The organism is Acetobacter garciniae (genome assembly GCF_017377735.1).
Classification (GTDB): Bacteria; Pseudomonadota; Alphaproteobacteria; order Acetobacterales; family Acetobacteraceae; genus Acetobacter; species Acetobacter garciniae.
On record NZ_JAFVMH010000001.1, the window covers coordinates 191,765 to 206,610 of the forward strand.

14 protein-coding genes and 1 tRNA gene are annotated in these 14,846 nt (G+C 64.7%); 8 read left to right on the forward strand and 7 right to left on the reverse strand.

Annotated features, from left to right (window positions below; genetic code table 11):
* Positions 1-146: 146 nt before the first annotated feature.
* The 3 genes from radA to J2D77_RS00915 all read left to right on the forward strand — a co-directional run bounded on the left by radA (position 147) and on the right by J2D77_RS00915 (position 3,513).
* Positions 147-1,538, forward strand: coding sequence for a DNA repair protein RadA (radA, locus tag J2D77_RS00905; protein ID WP_207844198.1), 1,392 nt, complete (start codon positions 147-149; stop codon positions 1,536-1,538).
* Between the two features lie 170 nt (positions 1,539-1,708).
* Positions 1,709-1,782, forward strand: a tRNA-Gly gene (locus tag J2D77_RS00910).
* 261 nt (positions 1,783-2,043) lie between these two features.
* Positions 2,044-3,513, forward strand: coding sequence for an amino acid permease (locus J2D77_RS00915; RefSeq protein WP_207844200.1), 1,470 nt, complete (start codon positions 2,044-2,046; stop codon positions 3,511-3,513).
* Here the strand turns inward: J2D77_RS00915 and J2D77_RS00920 are convergent.
* Positions 3,481-4,164 (reverse strand): YoaK family protein, encoded by a 684-nt coding sequence (locus J2D77_RS00920; RefSeq protein WP_207844202.1) that lies wholly within the window; start codon positions 4,162-4,164, stop codon positions 3,481-3,483. The genes J2D77_RS00915 and J2D77_RS00920 overlap by 33 nt on opposite strands.
* Before the next feature lie 592 nt (positions 4,165-4,756).
* Between J2D77_RS00920 and J2D77_RS00925 the strand changes: the two genes are divergently transcribed.
* Positions 4,757-5,191 (forward strand): DUF2501 domain-containing protein, encoded by a 435-nt coding sequence (locus tag J2D77_RS00925; protein ID WP_207844204.1) that lies wholly within the window; start codon positions 4,757-4,759, stop codon positions 5,189-5,191.
* Between the two features lie 214 nt (positions 5,192-5,405).
* Here J2D77_RS00925 and J2D77_RS00930 read toward each other — a convergent pair whose 3' ends face one another.
* The gene (locus J2D77_RS00930; RefSeq protein ID WP_207844206.1) at positions 5,406-5,657 is read right to left on the reverse strand and encodes a DUF1653 domain-containing protein; all 252 of its coding nucleotides are present in this window, start codon (positions 5,655-5,657) and stop codon (positions 5,406-5,408) included.
* Positions 5,658-5,712: 55 nt separating this feature from the next.
* On the opposite strand from J2D77_RS00930, the gene J2D77_RS17155 reads away from it, so the two are divergent.
* The gene (locus J2D77_RS17155) at positions 5,713-6,396 is read left to right on the forward strand and encodes a hypothetical protein (protein WP_230975383.1); all 684 of its coding nucleotides are present in this window, start codon (positions 5,713-5,715) and stop codon (positions 6,394-6,396) included.
* Between the two features lie 25 nt (positions 6,397-6,421).
* Here the strand turns inward: J2D77_RS17155 and J2D77_RS00940 are convergent, their stop codons facing one another.
* Both J2D77_RS00940 and J2D77_RS00945 read right to left on the reverse strand, forming a co-directional pair.
* Positions 6,422-7,402, reverse strand: coding sequence for an SAM-dependent methyltransferase (locus tag J2D77_RS00940; RefSeq protein WP_331000037.1), 981 nt, complete (start codon positions 7,400-7,402; stop codon positions 6,422-6,424).
* Entirely contained in the window at positions 7,399-7,785 is a 387-nt protein-coding gene (locus J2D77_RS00945) for a DUF423 domain-containing protein (RefSeq protein WP_230975384.1), read from the reverse strand. The genes J2D77_RS00940 and J2D77_RS00945 overlap by 4 nt, the downstream gene beginning before the upstream one ends.
* Positions 7,786-7,951: 166 nt before the next feature.
* Here J2D77_RS00945 and J2D77_RS00950 point away from each other — a divergent pair, with 166 nt between their 5' ends.
* From J2D77_RS00950 to J2D77_RS00960, 3 genes are all read left to right on the forward strand, one after another.
* Positions 7,952-8,539, forward strand: a complete 588-nt coding sequence (locus J2D77_RS00950; RefSeq protein WP_207844210.1) for a cob(I)yrinic acid a,c-diamide adenosyltransferase — start codon at positions 7,952-7,954, stop codon at positions 8,537-8,539.
* A 310-nt stretch (positions 8,540-8,849) separates the two neighbouring features.
* Entirely contained in the window at positions 8,850-9,587 is a 738-nt protein-coding gene (locus J2D77_RS00955) for a hypothetical protein (RefSeq protein WP_207844212.1), read from the forward strand.
* A 171-nt stretch (positions 9,588-9,758) separates the two neighbouring features.
* A complete protein-coding gene (locus tag J2D77_RS00960) occupies positions 9,759-10,226 on the forward strand; it encodes a hypothetical protein (RefSeq protein WP_207844214.1) in 468 nt (155 codons plus the stop codon).
* A gap of 66 nt (positions 10,227-10,292) precedes the next feature.
* On the opposite strand, the gene J2D77_RS00965 is transcribed toward J2D77_RS00960, so the two are convergent.
* From J2D77_RS00965 to J2D77_RS00975, 3 genes are all read right to left on the reverse strand, one after another.
* The gene (locus J2D77_RS00965) at positions 10,293-11,186 is read right to left on the reverse strand and encodes a dihydrodipicolinate synthase family protein (RefSeq protein ID WP_230975385.1); all 894 of its coding nucleotides are present in this window, start codon (positions 11,184-11,186) and stop codon (positions 10,293-10,295) included.
* Entirely contained in the window at positions 11,183-12,967 is a 1,785-nt protein-coding gene (locus J2D77_RS00970; RefSeq protein WP_207844216.1) for a cobalamin-dependent protein, read from the reverse strand. The genes J2D77_RS00965 and J2D77_RS00970 overlap by 4 nt, the downstream gene beginning before the upstream one ends.
* 404 nt (positions 12,968-13,371) lie before the next feature.
* A complete protein-coding gene (locus J2D77_RS00975) occupies positions 13,372-14,844 on the reverse strand; it encodes an FAD-binding oxidoreductase (RefSeq protein ID WP_207844218.1) in 1,473 nt (490 codons plus the stop codon).
* Positions 14,845-14,846: the final 2 nt, after the last annotated feature.

The following is a 14,846-nucleotide window of genomic DNA, read 5'->3' on the forward strand; positions in this document are numbered from 1 at the left end:
TCGCGAAGAGTGTCGCCCCTGTCGCGCCAGGCGCACGGGCAGGGTTGAGTTTGTTCCCGTTTTATTCCACATCATGGAAGACCGTGCCAGAGAACGCGCCAGAAAATAAGGCAGTCGCGGCAGCGGGCGCAAAAGGGGAAGCAGTCTTGGCCAAAAAACCGACCCGCCAATATGTCTGCAGGGCCTGTGGGGCTGTTCACGCCAAATGGGCTGGCCAGTGCGACGGCTGCGGGGAATGGAACACGCTGGAGGAAATGCCGCTTGAACCGCTGGCGGCGTCCTCCGTCACCTCCCGCGTGGGGGGCGGGCGGCGTGTCCGGCTGGAGGAATTGCAAGGCCAGGTGCAGCCGCCGCCACGCGTGCGCTCGGGCATTGCCGAGCTTGACCGCGTATTGGGTGGGGGCTTCGTGCCTGCCTCCGTCGTGCTGGTGGGGGGCGATCCGGGTATCGGCAAGTCCACCTTGCTGTTGCAGGCGGCCAGCCAGCTGGCGGGGCAGGGCGAGCGCGTACTCTATATTTCGGGGGAAGAGGCGGTGGACCAGATTCGCCTGCGCGCCCAAAGGCTGGGTGTGGCCCAGGCCAGGCTGGAACTGGCGGCCTCGATCAATGTGGCCGATATCATCGCGACCCTGGACGCGGAACCGGATGTGCGCGCGGTGGTGATCGATTCCATCCAGACCATGTGGCTCGAAACTGTGGAAAGTGCGCCGGGCACGGTCTCGCAGGTGCGGGCCTGCGCGTTCGAACTGATCCGGGCAGCCAAGCGGCGGGGTTTCAGCCTGGTGCTGGTCGGGCACGTAACCAAGGAAGGCGCACTTGCCGGCCCGCGCGTGCTCGAACACATGGTGGATGCTGTCATGTATTTCGAAGGTGATCGCGGGCACCAGTTCCGTATCCTGCGCGCGGCCAAGAATCGCTACGGGGCCACGGATGAGATCGGCGTTTTTGCCATGACCGATCGCGGGTTGGAGGAAGTCAGCAACCCCTCTGCCCTGTTCCTGGCCGAACGGCGCGGCAATATCGCGGGGTCCGCCGTGTTCGCGGGGCTGGAGGGCACGCGCCCCGTGCTGCTGGAAGTGCAGGCCCTGCTGGCCCCCAAGGGCGGTGACGGCGCGCCCCGCCGGGCCGTGGTGGGGTGGGATACCGGGCGGCTGGCCATGCTGCTGGCCGTACTGGAAACGCGCTGCGGGCTCAAGCTTTCGGGCATGGATGTCTATCTCAACGTGGCGGGGGGGCTGAAGGTGGCCGAACCGGCGGCGGACCTGGCGGTGGCGGCGGCCCTGGTATCCGCCGCCACCGGCGTGCCCACCAATTCGGGCGAGGTCTATTTTGGCGAGGTCGGCCTGTCTGGCGAAATCCGTCAGGTGGCCCAGGCCGACGCCAGACTGAAGGAAGCTGCCAAGCTGGGCTTTACCCAGGCGGTCCTGCCCCGCCGCATAGCGCGCGGCAACGCCCGCACCCGCCCGCCAGAAGGGCTGGGCCTACGCGAACTGGGCCATATTTCAGACCTCATCAGCCCGGAAGCAGAAGCGGACTGAACGGGTCTTTCCCCGGTTTGCCGGGGCGTGACCAGAAACCTCCAGGGCTTTACCGGGTATTTTACAGGCTGGCGTTCGTTTCAGCCTCAAGCCGGGGAATGATACGAAAAGCGCATCAGGTGCATTGCAACTGCGCCGTCATGGCGTTATAGTCCGCCGCGTTCGGCTACGCGGATGTAGTTCAATGGTAGAACGGCAGCTTCCCAAGCTGCATACGGGGGTTCGATTCCCCTCATCCGCTCCAACGCTTTCCCATTTTTTGTAACCTGCTGCCCTGTCCCGCCTGCTTACGCCGGCAATGGGCCGATTTTTTTTCGTGCTGCCGTATAGACGGCTGGAAAATAACGGCAATCGTCGGGCTGGGGCCGTGGCGTGGCAGCCCGTTATGGCCGGTTGGGCATGGGTGGGGCCTGCATTTTATTTTTGGCAGGCCGGGAGCGATTTCCCTGTTCGTTTCGTTTGAGGTATGTTCCGGGTACGGACAACACGAACGATAGGAAATCCCATGGCTGAACCAGGTAGCGCTACCGTGGACAAGCAGGTGGCGGGACTCCGGAACCGGCATATCGCCATGATCTCCCTGGGGGGGACCATCGGGGCCGGGCTGTTCGTGGGCAGCGGCGCGGCCATTGCGGCGACTGGGCCGGCCGTTGTGCTGGCCTATCTGCTGGTGGGCGGGCTGGTGGTGCTGGTCATGCGCATGCTGGGCGAAATGGTGGTGGCCGATCCGGGCCGGGGTTCCTTTGTGGAATATATCCGCGCAGCCCATGGCGACCGCATGGGTTTTACCGCCGGCTGGCTGTATTGTTTCTTCTGGATCGTGGCACTGGGGAGCGAGGCGATCGCTGGCGCCATCCTGTTGCGCGACTGGATAAACCTGCCGGTCTGGCTGCTTGCCATCCTGATTATCGGCGTGCTCAAGGCCGTCAATTTCGCGGCCCCGCGTATTTTTGGCGAATGCGAATTCTGGCTGTCCACCATCAAGGTGGTCAGTATCGTGGCCTTTGTCCTGCTGTCGGCCCTTTATGTCAGCCATGTCTTCGGGCCCGGCGTTGCGGTCACGCATAACGTCATGGGCCATGGCGGCGTCTTTCCCTTCGGTGCGGCCGCCGTTATTTCCATTATCCCCACCGTCATGTTCAGCATGATCGGGGCCGAAATCGCCACCGTGGCGGCGGCGGAATCGCCCGAGCCGCATAAAAGCATCGCCCGTGTCACCCGCAGCCTGGGCCTGCGTGTCACACTGTTCTACGTCCTGGCTATCAGCATGATCCTGATCGTGGTGCCCTGGACCAGCATCGTGGGTGGGCAGTCCCCCTTTGTTGCGGCCATGGATGTCATGGGCGTGCCGGGGGCCGGGCTGATGATGCGCATTGTCGTGCTCAGCGCCATTCTGTCGTGCCTGAATTCGTGCCTCTACATTACCTCACGCGTGCTGACGGAACTGGCGACCCGGGGCGACGCGCCGGCTATTCTCGCGCGTCGCGCGGCATCGGGTGCGCCGCGGGCGGCCATTGCCTTCAGCGCTCTTGCGGGCACGCTGGTGGCGTTTTCCTCCATCCTGGCACCCAATACCATTTTCGTTTTTCTGCTGAGCTGTAGCGGTGGCGTGATCCTGGTGATCTACACCCTGATCGTGACCGCCTATATCGTCTCGCGCAACAAGGCCCGCCGCACCGGGCGCGAGGCCGGGCTTTACACGCTGCCGCTCTTCCCGCTGTGCAATTACGCGACCCTGGCCGCGGCCGGGCTGGTGTTCGGGACCATGTTCCTCAACCCCGACCAGCGCATGACCGCCCTGGCATCCCTCGCCACATCGCTGGCGTGCTACGGGCTGGGCTCGTTCTTTATCGGCCGGCGCGAAGCCCGCCTTGCCCGGCCCGATGGCTGGACGAAGCCGAAAGCCCCCGCCCGTCCGGCACGCCCGACCCCCGGCCTGGGGTCAGGTAATGCTCATGCGGTCGAGCCGCGTTAGCACGGAGACCGGGCGGGCATGCAGCAGCCCGCCTGCCGCCAGAACAATGAGACTGGCCCCGGCAATGCCTTCGGCCACACTCTGGCGGGAAATCAGCGTGCCCATCAGCGCGCCTGAAAAAAGGGCCGCGATCGCTGCTTTCCTGCGCCAGTGGCCGGTATTGTCGCCCCCTGCGGCGGCGCTGTTATGGGCAAGCCCGTGCAGCACGACGGTTGCCGCAGGCAGGGTCATGTCCGGCAGGCGCGCGTGCCGTGTGGCCGATGTCTGCAAACCCATGGTAAGCGAAAGCAGGCCAAGCGTAATATAGGTGTTGCCCGGCAGGTCGCATGACCAGATCCAGGCTGTCAGCCCCATCAGGCAGCCCACGCCCAGCAGGATGTCACCAATGACAAGGCGTGTCGCCCGTTCGCGCCGCACGATCCGGCCGCCGATCAACGCCCCCAGATAGAAGCAGCCGATCGCTTCGAACCCCGACAGCACAATGGCCTGCGACGTTGCGATATTGGCGGCGATGAGAATGATGCTCGCCGTCAGGTAACCTGCGAACATTTTAAGATGGAGGAGCGATATGGCGTCCAGCATCCCCATGGCCATGGTGACCAGTAGGATGGCGACAACCAGTCGCGCGTCATGTCCCTTTCGGGTTGTCATGTTTTCTCCGGAAGACATCAAAAATAAAGCCGACTGCAAAGGACAGGGTTGAAAACCTGCCACGGTTTGTCATAACAAGATATAGGTGCCGCTTGGGCGCAATGCCAGCAGGGCGGTCATGCCCGGCAAGGGACACCCGACACAGGAACAATCCGGCGACATAAACGACGGGTTTTGCCTTGGCGTGCCATTATCACCATATCGTGATAGCGAACAAGGCAACGTCTGCGCATAGCTGCCTTGGCTTGCTATAACATCGCCCCTAGGCCCTTGATGGCAAAGGCATTAACGCGCTGCCCCACCCACCTGCACGGCAGAAGCACGGCCCATCTGGATCCAGAAAGCCGAGATGGAATCACGATATTTTGGGCAGCCATGCTTGTCGCCCCTGTCGGTGCCGGCTCGGCACCGACAGGGCATGCGGTGCGCGGGCACCCCTGCGCCGCGGCGGGCGTTACGGACATGGCGGGGCGTGCGGGGCGGAATTGCAGTGCTGCAATGGTCAGCCATGTGCGTGGCACGCAAGGGAGCCGCTTGATCTTTGGGCGGGTTACAGGTCAGTTTGGCGCATATTCCGCGAGGGAGATTCTGAATGAAACTGATTGCTGTGCGTGCCCTGTCGGCGCTTGCTCTGACCACTACCCTGCTGGCTGGCGCCCCGGTGCTTGCCCACGCGCAGGAAGACGCCACCATCACGGGCGCACGGGCGGGCGACACGTCTGGCTTGTCCACGGTGGACCCGTCTGACCTGGTAGCCACCATCGACCCGGCGGAAAATGCCGGGCTGCTGAACTACTGCGTGCAGAACGAATATGTTGACTACGATGACGCGTTCCACACCTTGCAGGAATACGTCAAGAAGACCAACGCCGTTCCCGATGGCGCTGAAGGCAACATGTTCTACGCGGTGGGTTCGGCGGGTCAGATCCGCGCCAAGGACAAGATCTACACCGTTGCCATGGCAACGCTGCCCATCCGCCAGAAGACCTGCAAGGCCGTTCTGGCGCGGGCCAAGTCGTCCCTCTAACAGCCAGGGCATGATCGCGCCAACGGGGCAGGTGCCCTTGGGTGGCGCGGTTGCGCACTGCACGAAAGGGCCAGTCATCTCACGATGGCTGGCCCTTTTTGTATGCCGCGCCGTGTTCCTCTCCCGCACCGTTCCTGGGCCTTGGGCGGGGCGGGCTGTGCCAGAGTCCGCGATCGGGCGCGCGGGGAGGGCACCCGGCTTGGTCCTGGGCCTTTCAGGGTTCGGGCGTGGCCTCGATCAGCGTAAAGCGTGGGGTGCCGTTCACCTGCTCGGCCCACATGGCCAGGGGCCTTGCCCAGTAGTCCTGCCGGGCTTCTGAGCGATAAATCACCAGCCATTCTTCCGTCTCGCTATGGCGCGCGGTGTGCAGCACGGTATAGAATCCCCCCTTGTAGTGGCGATAAAGCCCCGGGCGCGGGTGATCGGGCTGGGGGATGGGATTGTGCGCGGCGTCAGCTCTGGTCATGATCGGTCCTTGCTGGTGGGTCAGGCAGCATCGTGGGGATAAGGAGCCTTTTGTGATGTATTGTCGTGTTATGCGCCAGAGCATGGGGCAGGAATGGGGGCAGGCGGCACTGGCCGCGGCATTGCAGGGTTCGGGCCGGGGGAAAGGGATTTTCCGTGCGGGAGCGGGCCTGGCTATTCTAGGCTTGGCTGCTTCTGGGTTGGCTGTTCCCGGGCTGGCGGTTCTGCTGGGCGTGGCGGTCGCCCCCGTGGCCCAGGCGCGTGTCCGCGCGGCAGCCCCTGCGGCCCATGGTTCGGTGGAGGTGGCCTTGTCCAGCCAGCCGGGCAGCGCGCTGGACCGCCAGGCCCGCGACCTGAACGCGGATGATCTGGCCACAGCCCGCAGGCACCACGAAAAACCGCTGGTCATGATCGGTTCGGCCCCCCTGTCCACCAACGCCAGGACCATGGGGCTGTTCGTGCAGGTCCAGTCCGCCAGCCTGTGCGGCTCCGCCGGGTGTTCGACGGATGTGTATGTCCAGCAGGGGGGCGGGTGGAAAAAGGTTCTGGATTCCGTCAGCGGGCCGATCCGCCTGCTGGGCACGTCCCATGGAGGCATGCGCGATATCCTGGTCGATGGATCGGACCGCTGGATATGGCGGCATAATACGTATGTGGATACATTGGCCGCACCCGACGTACCGGGGCTGAAGGCGTCGGTCGAGAAGCATCAGGCCGCCATGCGGGGCAAGACGCCTTAGCTTCGGCACGTGCAGGCTCGTCCGTTCAGGATTGCGCTTGGGCCTGTCCGGTCTGGAACAGGCCCGGCAGGGGGGAGACCCCATGGCGGGCGGCATCGTGCGACCAGAAAAAGGTCAGCTCATGCTTGTTATGGGCCAGATGGGCGAGCGCTCCACCGGCAATGGCTTCGAACGCCGCGACGGTTTCATGGTCCGTCTGGCCCTGGAACTTGACGGTCAGGACAAGGTTCCTGGCCTGCCCGGTATCGATCCAGTGCCGCGCAAGGCGCAAAAGCCGCTGCGGATAAGCGATGATATCGGAAAAAACCCAGTCCGCGCGGGGCAGTTGCATCGGGTCCAGGCCGAACGCGCTGGCCTGCTCGAAGGAGACGCCGGGCATGGCCGCGACGGACGGGGCCAGTGGCGCGCGGTCGAACGCCTTGACCCGTGCACCCAGGCTGGCCAGCGCCCAGGTCCAGCCGCCAGGTGTGGCGCCCAGGTCATAGCAGACGGCCCCGGCTTCGGGCCAGCGGCCCAGGCGGGTGCAGGCTTCCCACAGTTTCAGATAGGCGCGCGAGGGTGGGTCGGTGCGGTTTTCCACGAAGCGTGGCGCGCCGTTCATGAACGGGCTGCTCTTGCTGGCCGAAAACAGCAGGGTCGCACTATCCAGCAGGGTCCAGGCCCCCAGCGGGCTGGTGGGAACAGGGGCGGGAAAGACGATGGGGGCGGCCTTGACCGGGGGCAGGCGCTCCTCGATCAGTCCGGCACGGCGGAAACATTCGGCCGCGTACAGGCTCCAGTTCCGCTGGCGGCCGCGCAGGGTGTCGGCCGCATGGCGGATGGAGGTAATTTCCACCTGTTCGGGCTGTGCCCAGATATCCAGCGCCCAGGGCGAATAAAGTGGTGCATGGGCGGACAGCGCCAGTCGCCCGTGCCAGCGATCGATGACCACGCCCCGGCGCGCCAGGTCTTCGGCCAGGACATCTTCCAGCCCTTCGGCCGCCAGCCACGCACCGCCAATACTCACGCCCGGCGTATCCAGCCCGCCGCAAGCGCCAGCCAGGACAGGATGATCAGGCTGCCGCCTGTGGGCGCCAGATGGTTGATGCGCAGGCCCGTGAACGCCGTATAGTACACCCCGCCGCAAAACAGCAGCATACCCACCAGCAGGCCGGTGCCGCCCGCCAGCACCAGGCGGTTGCGGCGTGTGGCCGTGCCCTGGCCCAGGGCGACAAGGGCTATGCCGTGCCACATCTGCATGTCCATCGCACTATGGGCCATGGCGCGCCCGCCCGCGCCAAAGGCGGTGTCGGGCAGATGGGCCGCCAGCGCACCCATGATGGTGCCCGTGCCCGCCGCCAGCGCGCCACAGATAAGCCAGATACGGGGAAGAGAATGCGATGTCAGCATGGCTTTGGTGTATAGGCCGATTGGTCCCGCGCGGCAAAGAAGGTTTTGGCCCCTGCGGCAGGCGGAGGCATCCTGCCCACCGGGCATGGCCGGTCGCGCCGCAGGAAAGTGGTGTAGAGGGAAGCAGGCCCGCCAGGGATACGGGCCGGACAGGGAAAGGTGGAGCATGAGTATTCGGATCGACAAGGTCGTGACCCGTGGGGGTGACAAGGGGGAAACATCCCTGGGCGATGGCGCACGCGTGGGCAAGGACAGTGCCCGGATCGAGGCGCTGGGGGCCTTGGATGAAGTCAACGCCACGATAGGCCTCGTTCGGGCGCATGCTCAACATGCCGAACATGGATCGTCCGCCCGCTCGGTCGTTGCGGAACTGGCGGCGTTGCAGAATCTCCTGTTCGATATCGGGGCCGATCTGTGCCAGCCTGAAGGCCCCCGCACCCAACGGGCCAGGCGTGTTGACGAAAGCCTGATTGACGAGATGGAAGACTGGATAGAGCAGATGCGCGCCCACCAGCAGCCTTTGCGCGGTTTTGTGCTGCCCGGCGGCAGCATGGCGGCCTGCTGGGCGCATATGGCCCGCACCCAGGTGCGCCGCGCCGAACGGCAGGTCGTGGCCCTGGCCCGGCAGGAACAGGTCAATCCTGCGATACTGAAAATACTGAACAGATTATCTGATTACTTTTTTGTTCTTGCGCGTTATTTCAACCACGATGGCCAGACCGATCTGTTATGGGCCCCGGTTGCCCCGCGGTAAGCAAGCCTGCCATTCAAGCCTGCCCTTCAGGGATGCAGGAGCAATTTGGTACGATTTTAACGGTTCGGTCTTGGAGAATGGAAAAGAGCGTGGTATCGGGTAGGCGAGATGAATGCTTCTCGCATTCGCTACGCCCAGAGAATGGCGTTATGGCCGGGCTGCGGTGCCGCATCTGTTTCCCATTTCCATGTGGAAAATGCGCGCCGGGGTATTCGCCAAATAGTCGGTCAGATAACTCATCAAATAACAACGGGCCGGGCCGGCAGGCCCTGGTCCAGGTACGAAATATTCAAACGTGACATCTGAAAATATGAATACATCGTCTTTTCTGTCTTCTTCCCTGTCCGACAGGCAGGATGAGGAAGGACTTGAAGAAGCCAGCATGCGCAATGCGCTCGAACGGATCGGGCCTTCGTCGGGCGGGCGGTCTTCCGCCCGCACCACGCCGGATACGACCAAGCGCCGCCGTTTCGTGCGCGATGGGGAAGTGCCGGTTGAAAAGCATCTTCTGGGCCGCGCCACGGCCCCGCGTACGGCGGCAAGCCCCCGCCTTGGCGGTTCTGCCCGGGCCGTGCATTTTTCGGAAGACGACAATTCCGAACTCAGCCGCGTGCGCCGCAACCTGGCGGAAGAAAAGCTCCGCGCGGAAGAAGCCGAACGCCAGTTGAACGAGCTTCAGGCAACCCAGCGTGGCCTGGTGACCCGCCTGGGCGTTGCCGAAACCGTGGTGCGTGACGCGCAGGCGAAACTGGCCGAGCGTGAGGCAGCCCTTGCCCAGGTGGGGCGGGACCTGCGCGTTTTGCAGCAGACCCTGGCCGAGCGCGAGGCGGAGATTGCAACGCTCAGCCAGCAGGTGGAGAAGGCGCGCGCCGCCACCCGGAAGGCCGCACAGACGGTGCCGGACGCCGCGCAGGATGCCGCCCCGAACGCCCCACAGGCCGAAGCCGCGCCCGCACGGCCCAAAGCCCGCCGCCGCCGGACCTATGTCCTGGCCCAGGATGAAGCCGAAAGCGAAGGCCCCAGCCCGGTCAAGTGGTGGAAAGACTGAAACACGCATCCACGCATGCTTTTACCCGCCAGACTGGCGCAGGGCCTGCGTGCCCGCCAGCCGATCGGGCGGGCGAAGACGGGTTGCGGATATGAGCGACGGATTTTGGCGCAGGCCGGTCCATGGGAATGAGGGCGAAAGACATATGAACCCAGGCAGGAAACGGCACGCATGAAGGCAGGTAAAGTCGCACCCGCCCTTGTGCTGCTGGTGGTCGATCTGGCCTTGGGTGTGGCCTGCGTGCTGCTGCCGCCGATCGTCATGGGGTTTTTAGCCATATTGCGCGATGTGTTCGGCGTATTGCTGCTGCCGTTCACCTTCCTGCTGGGGCTGGCGGGCTGGTCGGCGGACCTGACATCGCTTGAAAGCATGCATGCGGGGTTTCTGCCCGACAGCATCAACCATCCGTTCCGCGCCCTGGCGGCGGCGGGCCTGCTGGCCATGGCGGCGATGTGTTCGGTCCTGGCCAGCAATGTGCCCGATGGTGCGCGCATGGAACGCACCCTGGCCCCGGTATTTACCGTTCTGGCCATGCTGCTGGTCGGCTGGGACCCGGGGCTTGTCGTGCTGCCGGCACTGGTTTTGCAGGTTTTTGCCCTGCGCCATCCTAGCATGGAAATGCCCCGCCGCGACGGCTGAGTGTGTTCCCAGCCCGTATCGGGGCCTGCCATCGGGCCACCCGTCAGGGCCGGGCGCGCATGTGGCTTACAGTGTGGCCAGCGTTGCGATGGTTGTTTTGATAATGGCTTCGACCCGGCTGCGTTCTTCGCCCACCAGCGGCAGGCGCGGCGCGCGGACCCATTCGGGCGCACCGTAGACCAGATGTTCGGCCAGCTTGATATACTGCACAAGCTTGACATGGGTATCGAGATGGAAGGCCGGGGTCAGCACCCGGTAGAGCGTTCTTGCAGCCGCGAAATCGCCCCCCGCCGCAAGGTTGAACAGCCGCACGCATTCGGCGGGCCAGGCGTTCGTCATGCCCGAGACCCAGCCCGTGACACCAAGGGCCAGGCTTTCGACGATCAGGTCGTCCACCCCGCAGAACACCGAAAACCGGTCACCGCAGCTATTGTAGATATCCGTCACCCGGCGAATATCGCCGCATTCTTCCTTGATGCAGACAATGGAGGGCGTATCCGCAAGCTGTTCGAGAATGGCGGGGGTGACATCCACCCCGTAGGCGATAGGGTTGTTGTAGATCATGATCGGCAGGCCCGAACTTGCAGCCAGCGACTTGTACCACGCCACCGTCTCACGCATGTCGGTCTTGTAGGCGAGGGAGGGGAAGGCCATCAGCCCCTGCGCGCCCAGCTTTTCATACCGGCGGGCAGCTTCCGCCGCATCGGCGCTGGAGATCTGCGCAAGGCCTGACAGAAGCGGCACGCGCCCCGCCACGGCTTCAACCGCAGCAGCAATGACCCGGTCACGTTCCTCGACCTTGAGGGAGGCGTTTTCGCCCAGCATGGGCAGCACGATCACGCCCGAGACACCATTGCCGATCAGCCTGTCGATCGAGGCTGCCGTGGCGTCCAGGTCAAGGCTGCCATCTGCGGCAAGCTTGGTCGTAACGGCGGGGAATACACCTGTCCAACGGGTCATGATATGGCCATCTCCTGGGGTTTTTCGACAAGCTTTTCAATAAAGCGGGTCATTGTTTCAGGGTCTGTGCAGGGCAGCACGCCAAGGGCTGCGATCTCGGCCTGCACATCGACCGGCAGGCCGGAATTGGAATCCTCGGGGATCTGGTTCAGCCTGCCGCCGATCAGCACCGGCATGCTCACCCCCACGCGCTCAAGGGCTGCCAGCACCTCGCGCGCGTAGCGCAGGGCAATGCCGTTATAGGTGCTGATGGCGATAAAATCGGCCCCATCCGCGACAGCGCGTGCCACGACCGTTTCCGGGTCGGCGGAAGCCCCGGCATCCACCGCTTCGACACCGCTCAGCGCCAGGATACGCTCGATCAGGTTCTTGCCATGTTCATGCACGTCGGAGGACGCCACGCAGGCGCGCAGCCCCGCACCCGCCACGGCCGGGCGCAGGGCCGGGGTGATGCGTTCTGCCCAGTCGCGGGCGTTTTCTTCCAGTTCCTCCACCCATTCCGCCTGCATGACCGCGCGGCGGCCACCCCAGGCGGCGGTATCTGTCGCACCCGCGCCGTACAGCGCTTCAAGCCGCTTGGGGCCGATGCGCCGCAGGGCCAGCATAAGGGCCGCGGGGTCGCGAATATCCAGCCCCGTCCGTTCCAGCCCCGCCAGCACGCTGGCACTGAACCGCCGCCCGGCCTCGATCAGGCTGTCGGCGGCGGCATCCACCTTCGCGCAGTCGATCATATCCAGGCTGGCGCTGGCATGTTCGACCATGCGGGCAGCGAAAACCTGGGCGTCTATGATCTCGTCGGTGTCGGGAATGCGCTGGTTTTCGGTCACCGGCACGGGGTTGATGGCATGGCCCGTATGGTGGCGGCGCAGCGCCCAGATATCGGCCTGCAAATAGCTGGCAAGGCTCGCGTAATTGCCCGCGGGGGTGGATTTATAGGCCACCGTATTGCCGAACAGCATGGTGCCGGGTGCGTCGGTCAGCGTCCACAACGCCTTGTGGAAGGCCATGCGCACCAGGGGGGACGTGTAATGGTGGCCAAAGCAGTGCGACATGCGCCCGCCGATAAGATCTTCGACGATATAGCGTTCGATCAGCACCATGCCCAGGGCCGAACTCATATCCGCGAACAGGCCGGCAAACCCGTCATCGAGGTTGGAATGCACCAGCACATCCACCGGCTGGGCGGCGATCAGCCCCAGCGAGATCACGGCGGCTTCGGTCGTGGCTACATCATCGTCCCAATAGGGCAGGCGGAAGGTGAAATACTGCCCCAGATTGCCAATGGCCGTGGCCCCGGCGGCAATCGCCCCCTTGGTGTTTTCGACAGCACCGGGCAGGCCCAGCATGAAGTCCCCGAAATGGGCGGCGGCGGGGGCGGCGTTGGTAATGCGGGCGAAATCCTCCGGCCCGTTCAGCACGATGCCGGTGCCGCGCGGGCGCTTGTCGCGCAGGGCCAGCGGGTAGCCCATGGACCAGTCCAGCGTAATGCCGAACCGATCGACCGTAACACCCTGGCGCGCGCAGGTGGCATGGACCTCGGCAATGGATTCGATCGTGCGTTCGACGCTGCGAAAGCCGATATGCGCATGCTGCATCATACGGCCCTGGGCCGCGCGCAGGCTCTTGTATTCGGCTTCGCACCCTATGCCGTTATGGCGCAGGAAGGCGTTGTCCCCCACCTTCCAGTCCCGGGCCAGGGCGCGCCCTTCCTCCAGCAGGTCGGCGCCGGGGCGCATGCGTTCGGCGACAAGTTCGGCAAGGGGGGGAGAAAACTGCGTCATGGCGGGCGGGCATATCCGTACAGGCTGCTGCTGCGGTCCCGAACGGGGGTCTGGTGTCCTGCCTCGCCCTTTTGGGGGCCATGCGACAGGCCACCGTTCAGGATTGCATACAATATTCAAAAATCGTGGAGTATCATCGGGCATTGCCGCAGGCTTGGCAAGATCAATCCTGACCCGAAACGGTTTGTCGCAGCATGACCAGGTTCAGTGCGGGGTGCGACTGATGCCGGTAACACGGCAAGGGGCGGTCATTGGCGACCCATTCTGGCCGCCTTCTCCCGCTTCTTCATCCTGCCGCCGCGTGCCCGGCCCGTTGCCCGGGGGCCCTGGTGTTCCCGTATTGCTTCCTGCCCCACCACCTGCGGGTTGCCCTCAGGCAATCCGCAGGTGGTGGTTCATATCGCTCAGGGGTGGGTCGGGGGCAGCTTTCTGGGGCTGGTCCCGCGATCGGGCGGGAAAATCTTGCCCGGGTTCATCAGGTTGGCGGGGTCGATGGCGTTCTTGATCCGGTGCATGGTCGTCAGCTCCGCACCACCCCGCCAGGACGGCATCAGGTAGGTCTTGAGCTGGCCCACCCCGTGCTCGGCCGAAAAGGAGCCATCCAGCTTGCGCACGATGGCGGCCACCGTATCCATGATGGCGTGGTCCTGGGCCAGGAAGGCTTCCGGGTCCGCCCCTTCGGGCTGGACGAGGTTGAAGTGGATGTTGCCATCCCCGATATGGCCGAACGGGGCCACCCTTATGCCCGGAATAAGGGCCTCGCACGCGGCGGTGGCCTGCGCGATCAGGGTGGGTATGGCGGGCAGCGGCACCGACACGTCGTTCTTGACCGAGGCCCCGGCCCGTTTCTGGGCTTCGGCATGTTCTTCGCGCAGTTTCCACAGATCCAGGCGTTGTGCCTCGCTTTCGGCCAGCACGGCATCCGACACCAGGCCGGTTTCCAGCGCGTGGCCCAGCACGTCTTCCATCAACTCGCGCAGGCTGTTGCCCGCGCGCGGGCTTGCCAGTTCGACCAGCGCATAGGCCGGCGCTGGCTGGGCCAAAGGCAGGCTGGCGCCTTCGATCAGGGTGTTCACCAGGCCCATGCTCACGCCCGACATGAATTCGAACGCCTGGATGGCCGAAGGGTCTTCCCTGCGGAAAGCGGCGAACAGGTCCAGTGCCGCTTTGGCGTCGGCCACCGCGCATAATGCCGTCTCCCGCGAACGTGGGGCGGGCTGGAGCTGGATGATCGCGCGGGTGATGATGCCCAGCGTGCCCTCCGCCCCGATCAGCAACTGGCGCAGGGCGTAGCCCGTATTGTCCTTGCGCAGCCGGCGCATCAGGTCCAGCACGGTGCCGTCGGGCAGGACGGCCTGCAACCCCAGGGCCAGTTCGCGCGCATTGCCGTAGCGCACGGTGTTGTTGCCACCCGCATTGGTGGACAGGATACCGCCGATATCGGCCGACCCTTCCGATGAAATGGAAAGCGGGAACAAGAGCCCTTCGGCGGCGGCGGCGTCCTGTGCGGCTTTCAGGGTCACGCCCGCTTCCACCGTCATGGTCAGGTCCGCATGCTCGATCGCGATCACCTGGCGCATGCGGGTGGTGGACACGACCACGGCCCGGCCGGACCCATCGGGTGTTGCGCCGCCCACCATGCTGGTATTGCCCCCCTGGGGCACCATGGGCACGCCGTGCGCATGGCACAGGGCCACGGCTTTCGCGCATTCCTCGGTCGTGGCCGGGCGCAGGACTGCGGCACAGCGGCCATGGTAAAGGGCCCGCCAGTCCGTGCAGTAGGGCGATGTGTCGGTGGCCTGCGTCAGGAACCCCGCCGGGCCGAGCAGGGCCAGCAGCGCATCATGTAGCGGGGCGGGAAGGGCGGTTTCATACATGG

Excerpts from the sequence above, each read along its gene's own strand:
- J2D77_RS00955 (WP_207844212.1), top strand. The coding sequence starts at position 8,850 with ATGAATACATCGTCTTTTCTGTCTTCTTCCCTGTCCGACAGGCAGGAT.
- J2D77_RS00970 (WP_207844216.1), bottom strand. The coding sequence starts at position 12,967 with ATGACGCAGTTTTCTCCCCCCCTTGCCGAACTTGTCGCCGAACGCATG.
- J2D77_RS00930 (WP_207844206.1), bottom strand. The coding sequence starts at position 5,657 with ATGACCAGAGCTGACGCCGCGCACAATCCCATCCCCCAGCCCGATCAC.
- J2D77_RS00920 (WP_207844202.1), bottom strand. The coding sequence starts at position 4,164 with ATGACAACCCGAAAGGGACATGACGCGCGACTGGTTGTCGCCATCCTA.
- J2D77_RS00950 (WP_207844210.1), top strand. The coding sequence starts at position 7,952 with ATGAGTATTCGGATCGACAAGGTCGTGACCCGTGGGGGTGACAAGGGG.
- J2D77_RS00945 (WP_230975384.1), bottom strand. The coding sequence starts at position 7,785 with ATGCTGACATCGCATTCTCTTCCCCGTATCTGGCTTATCTGTGGCGCG.
- J2D77_RS00925 (WP_207844204.1), top strand. The coding sequence starts at position 4,757 with ATGAAACTGATTGCTGTGCGTGCCCTGTCGGCGCTTGCTCTGACCACT.
- J2D77_RS00965 (WP_230975385.1), bottom strand. The coding sequence starts at position 11,186 with ATGACCCGTTGGACAGGTGTATTCCCCGCCGTTACGACCAAGCTTGCC.
- J2D77_RS00975 (WP_207844218.1), bottom strand. The coding sequence starts at position 14,844 with ATGTATGAAACCGCCCTTCCCGCCCCGCTACATGATGCGCTGCTGGCC.
- J2D77_RS00915 (WP_207844200.1), top strand. The coding sequence starts at position 2,044 with ATGGCTGAACCAGGTAGCGCTACCGTGGACAAGCAGGTGGCGGGACTC.
- J2D77_RS17155 (WP_230975383.1), top strand. The coding sequence starts at position 5,713 with ATGTATTGTCGTGTTATGCGCCAGAGCATGGGGCAGGAATGGGGGCAG.
- J2D77_RS00960 (WP_207844214.1), top strand. The coding sequence starts at position 9,759 with ATGAAGGCAGGTAAAGTCGCACCCGCCCTTGTGCTGCTGGTGGTCGAT.